Origin of the sequence: Gardnerella sp. 26-12, assembly GCF_001660745.1 — a bacterium.
Classification (GTDB): domain Bacteria; phylum Actinomycetota; class Actinomycetes; order Actinomycetales; family Bifidobacteriaceae; genus Bifidobacterium; species Bifidobacterium swidsinskii.
Genome location: NZ_LWSR01000027.1, coordinates 1 through 6,869 on the forward strand (window position 1 = coordinate 1; position 6,869 = coordinate 6,869).

At 43.3% G+C, this 6,869-nt stretch carries 7 protein-coding genes; 1 reads left to right on the plus strand and 6 read right to left on the minus strand.

The genetic code is table 11. From position 1 onward, the window contains the following. Nucleotides 1-203 precede the first annotated feature (203 nt). Complete coding sequence (gene pyrB / locus A5295_RS02525; protein WP_064621615.1) at nucleotides 204-1,439, plus strand: aspartate carbamoyltransferase; 1,236 nt, start codon at nucleotides 204-206, stop codon at nucleotides 1,437-1,439. Nucleotides 1,440-1,500: 61 nt separating this feature from the next. On the opposite strand, the gene rpsI is transcribed toward pyrB, so the two are convergent. The 6 genes from rpsI to A5295_RS02560 all read right to left on the minus strand — a co-directional run bounded on the left by rpsI (nucleotide 1,501) and on the right by A5295_RS02560 (nucleotide 6,515). Continuing rightward, a complete protein-coding gene (gene rpsI / locus A5295_RS02530; protein ID WP_004105525.1) occupies nucleotides 1,501-1,989 on the minus strand; it encodes a 30S ribosomal protein S9 in 489 nt (162 codons plus the stop codon). A 17-nt stretch (nucleotides 1,990-2,006) separates the two neighbouring features. Next, nucleotides 2,007-2,456: a 50S ribosomal protein L13 gene (gene rplM / locus A5295_RS02535; protein WP_012913824.1), complete on the minus strand. Its 450-nt coding sequence runs from the start codon at nucleotides 2,454-2,456 to the stop codon at nucleotides 2,007-2,009. Between the two features lie 260 nt (nucleotides 2,457-2,716). Continuing rightward, nucleotides 2,717-4,882 (minus strand): 4-alpha-glucanotransferase, encoded by a 2,166-nt coding sequence (gene malQ / locus A5295_RS02545; RefSeq protein WP_012913823.1) that lies wholly within the window; start codon nucleotides 4,880-4,882, stop codon nucleotides 2,717-2,719. A gap of 17 nt (nucleotides 4,883-4,899) precedes the next feature. After that, nucleotides 4,900-5,526 (minus strand): hypothetical protein, encoded by a 627-nt coding sequence (locus tag A5295_RS02550; protein ID WP_004109701.1) that lies wholly within the window; start codon nucleotides 5,524-5,526, stop codon nucleotides 4,900-4,902. A gap of 10 nt (nucleotides 5,527-5,536) precedes the next feature. Next, entirely contained in the window at nucleotides 5,537-6,205 is a 669-nt protein-coding gene (locus A5295_RS02555) for a YigZ family protein (protein WP_082915456.1), read from the minus strand. Between the two features lie 16 nt (nucleotides 6,206-6,221). Next, nucleotides 6,222-6,515, minus strand: coding sequence for a metal-sensitive transcriptional regulator (locus A5295_RS02560; RefSeq protein WP_004109707.1), 294 nt, complete (start codon nucleotides 6,513-6,515; stop codon nucleotides 6,222-6,224). Nucleotides 6,516-6,869 lie beyond the last annotated feature (354 nt).

A 6,869-nucleotide genomic window follows, 5' to 3' on the forward strand; every position in this document is an offset into this window, starting at 1 on the left:
GGTTACTTATGGTAAACGTAATCAACAAACTGTATTGGAACAAATAGATTTATTGGATTAAATACTTATTAAATGTTGCATAATAAGTTATAGTTCTTCGCCACTCCGGGTGGGGGATTCGTCAACGCTAATCAGTAAAATTACGTAGGTCGCGTGTGGTTGCGACCGTCTTGCCAATTGACGGAAGGTGAGCGGTACTTATTATGACGAACGCAATTTCTAGTTCTTTGCATCAAACTTTTTCTCGCAGCACAATTGCAAATTCTCTAGCTGGCAAAAGTGTTGTTACATTAGACGATATTTCAACTGCGCAAATACGAATGCTCTTAGACAAAGCGCGATACATTGATTCGCACCGTAAAGAAGTGGCTCACACTTGCGATGGCAGAGTGTTGGCCACTCTTTTTTATGAGCCGAGCACGCGCACTCGCTTAAGCTTCGAAACAGCAATGCTGCGTTTAGGTGGAAAAGTAATCGGTTTTGCAGGTGCGCAACTTTCTAGCGCAAGCAAAGGCGAGACTGTAAACGATACTTTGAAAGTCGTGTCTAACTATGTTGATGTTGTTGCAATGCGTCACCCAAAGGAGGGTGCTGCTTTCGTTGCTACGCAAGCTGTGAGCACGCCTATTATTAACGCAGGTGACGGCGGCCACATGCACCCAACTCAAACTCTTGCAGATTTGGCAACTATTCTCGCGCGTTTTGGTCGCCTTAATAATCTCACTGTCGGTTTGTGCGGCGACTTAACTTATGGACGCACAGTTCACTCGCTTATTGAAACTTTGTGCCGCTTTGGAAACGTTCATTTTGTGCTGATTAGCCCGGATGAGCTTAAAACTCCGCAGTACGTAATCGACCGCATTAATGACACTCCTTCGTGCACTTACGAAGAAACTCGCGACTTGATGGAAGTTATTGGCAAGCTTGACGTGCTTTACATGACTCGCGTGCAAGAAGAGCGTTTTACGGATCGCGAGCAATACTTGCGACTTCGTGACACGTACATTTTGACTGAAGAAAAATTGCAAAAAGCAAAGTCGCATATGCCTGTGCTGCATCCGCTTCCTCGAATTAACGAGATTTCTGTTGATGTTGATGACGATCCTCGCGCAGCATATTTTGAGCAGGTTAAAAACGGTATGCTTATGCGTATGGCTTTGGAAAGTTCCGTTCTTGGAGACGAGCTTTGCGGCTACGAACCAACTGATTTTGTAAACGTGCCAGAAGACGAATTGCAAGCAGTTGACGCACACGGAATTTCATTAACGGATCCTCGCGTGCACGTAACAGACGTGAATGCGCCTGAAGATCTTACTTGCCCGAATCCTCGTTGCATAACAAACAGCGAACTAACTCTTAAACGCAAGTTCTACAAAGCTGATTCTGACAGTCACGAGTATCGTTGCATGTATTGCGACGAAGAAGCAGAAAMTAANTAAAAAATACAAAAATGGCTCCCAGCAAAACCAGGAGCCATTTGTAAATATAAATTCGCGAAACTTAACGCTTCGAGAACTGAGGTGCACGACGTGCCTTGTGCAAACCAGCCTTCTTGCGTTCCACAACGCGAGCGTCACGAGTCAAGAAGCCAGCCTTCTTCAAAGCAACACGGTTTGCATCGCGATCGATAGCATTCAATGCACGAGCAACACCCAAACGAATAGCACCAGCTTGACCAGTGGTACCACCACCGTCAACGAGGACTACAACATCAAACTTGCCTTCAAGCTTGAGCAACACGATTGGTGAATTCACTTCGCGTTGCAACAAACGAGATGGGAAGTACTCCTCCAAAGTGCGACCATTGATAGTCCACTTACCGGAGCCAGGAACCAAACGCACGCGAGCAACAGCTTCCTTACGACGACCAGTGCCGTAGCCTGGCTCGATGGCGGAAGTACCAGTGCCTGCACCAGCATTGGTTTCAGTGGTGTAGCTAGTCAGTTCTTCTTCGTTCTCAAGAACCGCGGAGTTGTTATTTTCTGCCATATCTATTCTCCTTGATCTCACTTAGCCTGCTGAGAGACCTGAGCGATCTCGAAGACCTGTGGCTTCTGCGAAGTGTGCGGATGCTCAGCTCCGGTGAACACACGAAGACGGTCAAGCTGCACCTTAGCAAGACGATTCTTTGGAAGCATACCCTTAACGGCAGCCATGATAATACGCTTTGGATTCCTTTCCAAAAGCTCTGCATAGCTATCACGACGAAGGCCGCCCGGACGACCAGAGTGGGAATACAGTTCCTTGCTCAACTTATTGCCAGTCAAAGCAATCTTTTCAGCGTTAATAATAATAACGTGATTGCCAGAATCAGCATGAGGAGCAAACGTTGGCTTATTCTTACCACGCAGCAAGATTGCTACCTGAGAGGCCAAACGACCAAGTACCACGTCAGTGGCATCGATGATGTACCAGTCATGAGTTAAATCTGCTGGTTTCGGTGTGAAAGTCTTCACAATCGTACCTTTTCTCTATTGTGTTTCGAGCGTATATCTTCTTGGTTTATAGAAAATATTTTACTCATAATCCGTGGGCTCCCTGAAAGTCCTCGATGGCGAGTGGGAAAAGCGCTTTGAAGGACCCCTTAGGGAAACACAACAATCTGCAAGTATATCGCCAAGTGGCGACTACTTGCAAGTGTCTATTTTATATAAGGCTGAGACGAATACAAAACAAATTGCTAAACAAATTGTCAAACAAAATAAATCACAAAATGTTATGCATTCATAATCGCAGAAAGCGACTGCACTCGAGGCAAATCAAACATATTATCCAAGGACACAGGATTGCCTTCACCATCAGCTAATGGAATACGCCAATTCGGATACTCGTCATTCGTTCCAGGCTGATTTTGCACACGACACTCTCCAACTGCATCGACCAAAGAAGCAGCCAACAATCTGGAAGGAGCAGCCTTCAAAGCGCGGTACAATGCTTCAACAATCTCCTGAGTATGAGCATCCTCATCCTCAAGCAACTGAGCATCCAAATAACCACCTTTGACCAACATTCGCATCATAGCGCGATGCTCTGCCTCAGCTCCAGCGCGGAATTCTTCAACAGAACCAGTAAGCAAGTGCAAGCGCTCACGAATATTAACTTGCTCATAGCGCAAATAGCCGGCAGCAGGAGGCAAATCATGCGTATTTACAGATGCAAGCGTCATTTCGCGCCACTTGTCTGGAGTACGGAATTCGCCGTCACGCTCTTCGAACCATTCAACCGTGCAACCAAGCACAGCCTTCTTGCGCAACACTTCCAAAGCATTTGCGGGCAAAACACCCAAATCTTCGCCAACAACTACACCGTGAGCACGAGCGGCTTCAATTGCCAAAATGCCAAGCATAATATCAGCATCGTAGTAAACATAAGCACCGCCACTTGGAGCTGAACCTTCTGGAATCCACCATAAGCGGAAAAGTCCAAGAATATGGTCAATGCGAACAGCACCTGCCGAAGCAAACATTCCATGAACCATATCTCGGTATGTTTTAAAACCAGTCCGCTCAAGCTCAAATGGGTGCAAAGGTGGCTGAGACCAATCTTGACCTTGCTGATTGAAGTAATCAGGTGGAGCGCCAACAGTAGCTCCGTTAGCAAATCTCTCCGGATTCCACCAAACTTCAGATCCTGCAGGATGCACGCCAACAGCCATATCAGACATAATGCCGATTTTCATACCAGCTTTACGTGCAGCAACTTGAGCATCATGCAATTGCGTAAAAGCAACCCACTCAAGCCAACGATAAAACTCAAGAGTATCTGGGAAACGATTAGCTAATTCGCGAACTTGATCAGAATCCTTAGTAAGAGTTTTCTCCCAGCAATCGTCACCCTTTGGAGCACCCCACTTGTCGTAGCACAAGCACCAAGTGGCATAAGATTCAAGCCTGTCACCCATCTCATGCTTAAACTCATTAAAAATGCGAGCGCGATCTTCAGACATACCAGCCTTGAAAATCAGCCACAATGCACGCATTTTTACACGCCACATGGAATCACGGTCTATTATTTGCGCGTCATTGTTAAGCGGCTCAACCTGTCCATGAAGCTTTTCAATTTCTTTGCGAGTTTTATCGTTTAACGTTTCGTACTCAGGAATACTTTCTGGGCTAATATACGTTACGTTTACCATTCCTCGAGCAACCGGCAGGTATGGGGATGGAGTAAGCGGAGTTATAGGCTCACCTGCATGCATTGGGTTTATTAACACAAAGTCAGCGCCAGTTTTTTGCTTAGCTTCAGTAAGAAGAGTCGCCAAATCAGCAAAATCACCAACACCCCAAGACTTTGAAGAACGGATTGAGTAAAGTTGTGCCATCCATCCCCAAAGCTGTTCTCCATTGGGCTCTAAGGAATTCAGCGTATCAATGCTTTCTGGAGCACTAATAAGTGTTGCTTCTTCTTGTCTCTCACCAACTGTCACACGCAATGTGTGATAACCCATTGGCACATCTTCAGGAATTTTTATAAGAGATGTTGCAACAAATTTTCCATTTACAGGGTATGCAACATCATTTTCGTTAGGAACAATAGTTAAATCGCCTTTATATTGTTCACCATTTTCCAATGTCAATGTTGCAACTGGGTATTCTAATATTCCCGTATTAACTGTAACTTCATCACATTTGCCAACAGTGTGCAAAACTGTTGGAGCAACAATACGACCGTGTCGATACGCTAAAACGTCGTTTGTAGATTTTTCTATTGTCTCATTTGTGGAAGCATCTACGCCTAATGCGCTTAAGACAGAAACTAATACGTTATCTTGAATCTCGTGTTTTTGATTATCCGAACCAATAAAACTCACGCCAACGCCCATTAATTCAGCAAGACGGTGTAATGGCTTCATTGCTACTTCTTCATCTGTTGTATTATCCATACGCTCCATTATTCGCGTTAGCAACGACTGCGCGCCGCTGATGATACATCTTCAGATTTATCGTTGCATAGTTCTTGCAGCACATTTTGTGGAACACCAGGATTTAGCGCAACAGCTCTTCGTACCATGGAAGCTAATACAATTGGAGCGTTTTCTTCTGCACTAACACCAAGGGAGGCGAGATATTTCAATGTTTCAGCACTTATGCCATCCGATTGCGCACCCTCTAAACGCATTTTCCAAGAAGCTTTTGGATTGCATAATGCAGCATTTCGAACTGCGTTACATGAATCTTTAGTAAGTCTTCCAACTAACCAATTTTTAGCATTTTTATTTTCAGCAACAGCCAAACGTACTTTATCAGCAGAATCTTCAGAAAGTTTCACTAATATGTTTGGGAAAGGCATTTCTGTAGCTAAATAAATACGGTCTTCTTCTGGAGTATTGATATTACCTGCAACTGCTTCAAGCAAGGAGGTGGCTCTAGAAAATGCCGCTTGGTCTGATCGATCCGGTAATTCTCTCCTAGCAAATTCATGAAGCTCAGCTGAATCTTCGCTATGTCGTAAATGCTCATATACAGCAGTTAAAGGTTCATAAGATGAATCGTCAATAGTGTTTGTTTTTTCATTAGTCTTTTCCATGAAATCACCTTTAACGCTTAGTATCTATCAGCTTATTACTTAGAGTACCATCTGCTTTCGGCACAACGTTTCCAGAAAAAGCATTCTGAACCATATCAAGAAATTCTTGTGATTTTAAAGTTGGAATAGCAATATTAAGGGAAATTTCAGCACCATAAATTTCGTTGTCAATTATGCCTTCCATTTGGCTTACAATATGCTGCAACATTCGCAATTGTTGATATTGCAACTTGCAAGTAAAACGAGTGCACGTAATAATATCAACTATTTGCGCAGATTCTACTGCCATACTTGCTGCACGCGCATAAGCTCTGGTTAGGCCACCAGCTCCAAGCAAAATACCGCCAAAATATCGTGTTACTGTTACTACACAATCTGTTAAATTTGACGATCTAAGTACATCTAATATTGGTTTTCCTGCTGTTCCAGTTGGCTCACCATCATCACTCATGCGCTCACACAATTGAGCTTTCGACGAGCCACAAATTGCAGCATAAGCAACATGACGAGCTTTAGGATTCTTAAAACGCACTGATTGCATAAATTCCGCAGCATCGTCAAGATTATCAATATGACAAATGCATCCAATAAACTCTGATTTTTTCTCTACGAAAGAAGCCTCGAAAGGCTGTGATTGCAATTGACGAACAGTGTGCAGAATATTATGCGAATTAGTCACTAGATACTACCCAATACTACGCTTTTTCGTAACGCAATAACCTGTCAATGATACCAGAAATATCTTCCATTGCTGCATCGGCACCTTCTTCGGTACCAATTTTTACAGATTCATGTATTTCTTTATTGACATGTTCCCTTGCCACTATCACTGCTAAAGAATGTAAAGCAGCAGTTGCAGCGGAAAGCTGCATAAGAACATCTTGACACTTCGCATCGTTTTCAATCATAGTATTGACTGCTGCAAGCTGACCTTGTACTCGATGCATGCGTACTATCAGTTTTTCTTTATCAATATCATAATTTTTCATCGTTACTCCGATTTATCAATTACACAACCACATAAAGGTTATAACATCATATATAAATTAATACAATAAATCGTTGTATCTATATTATGCATCATCGTATTATTTATTGCAAAATGACGCGTTAATCTACTTCAAAAAAATCTCAATAGACTAACGCGCCAAATATTCTACATTAAAAATGCGCTATTTCACTAACCGACGCCTCATTGGAGGAATCCCGCCATGTCGCGCTCCACCAGACATTCTCCCATGCTTAGGAACTATAGATGAAAAACGACCTAACGATAAACCTGAAGCAAAGGTTAACGTAATAACAGCCAGAAGTATCACAGTTACTGAAGAAGCACCAGTAAC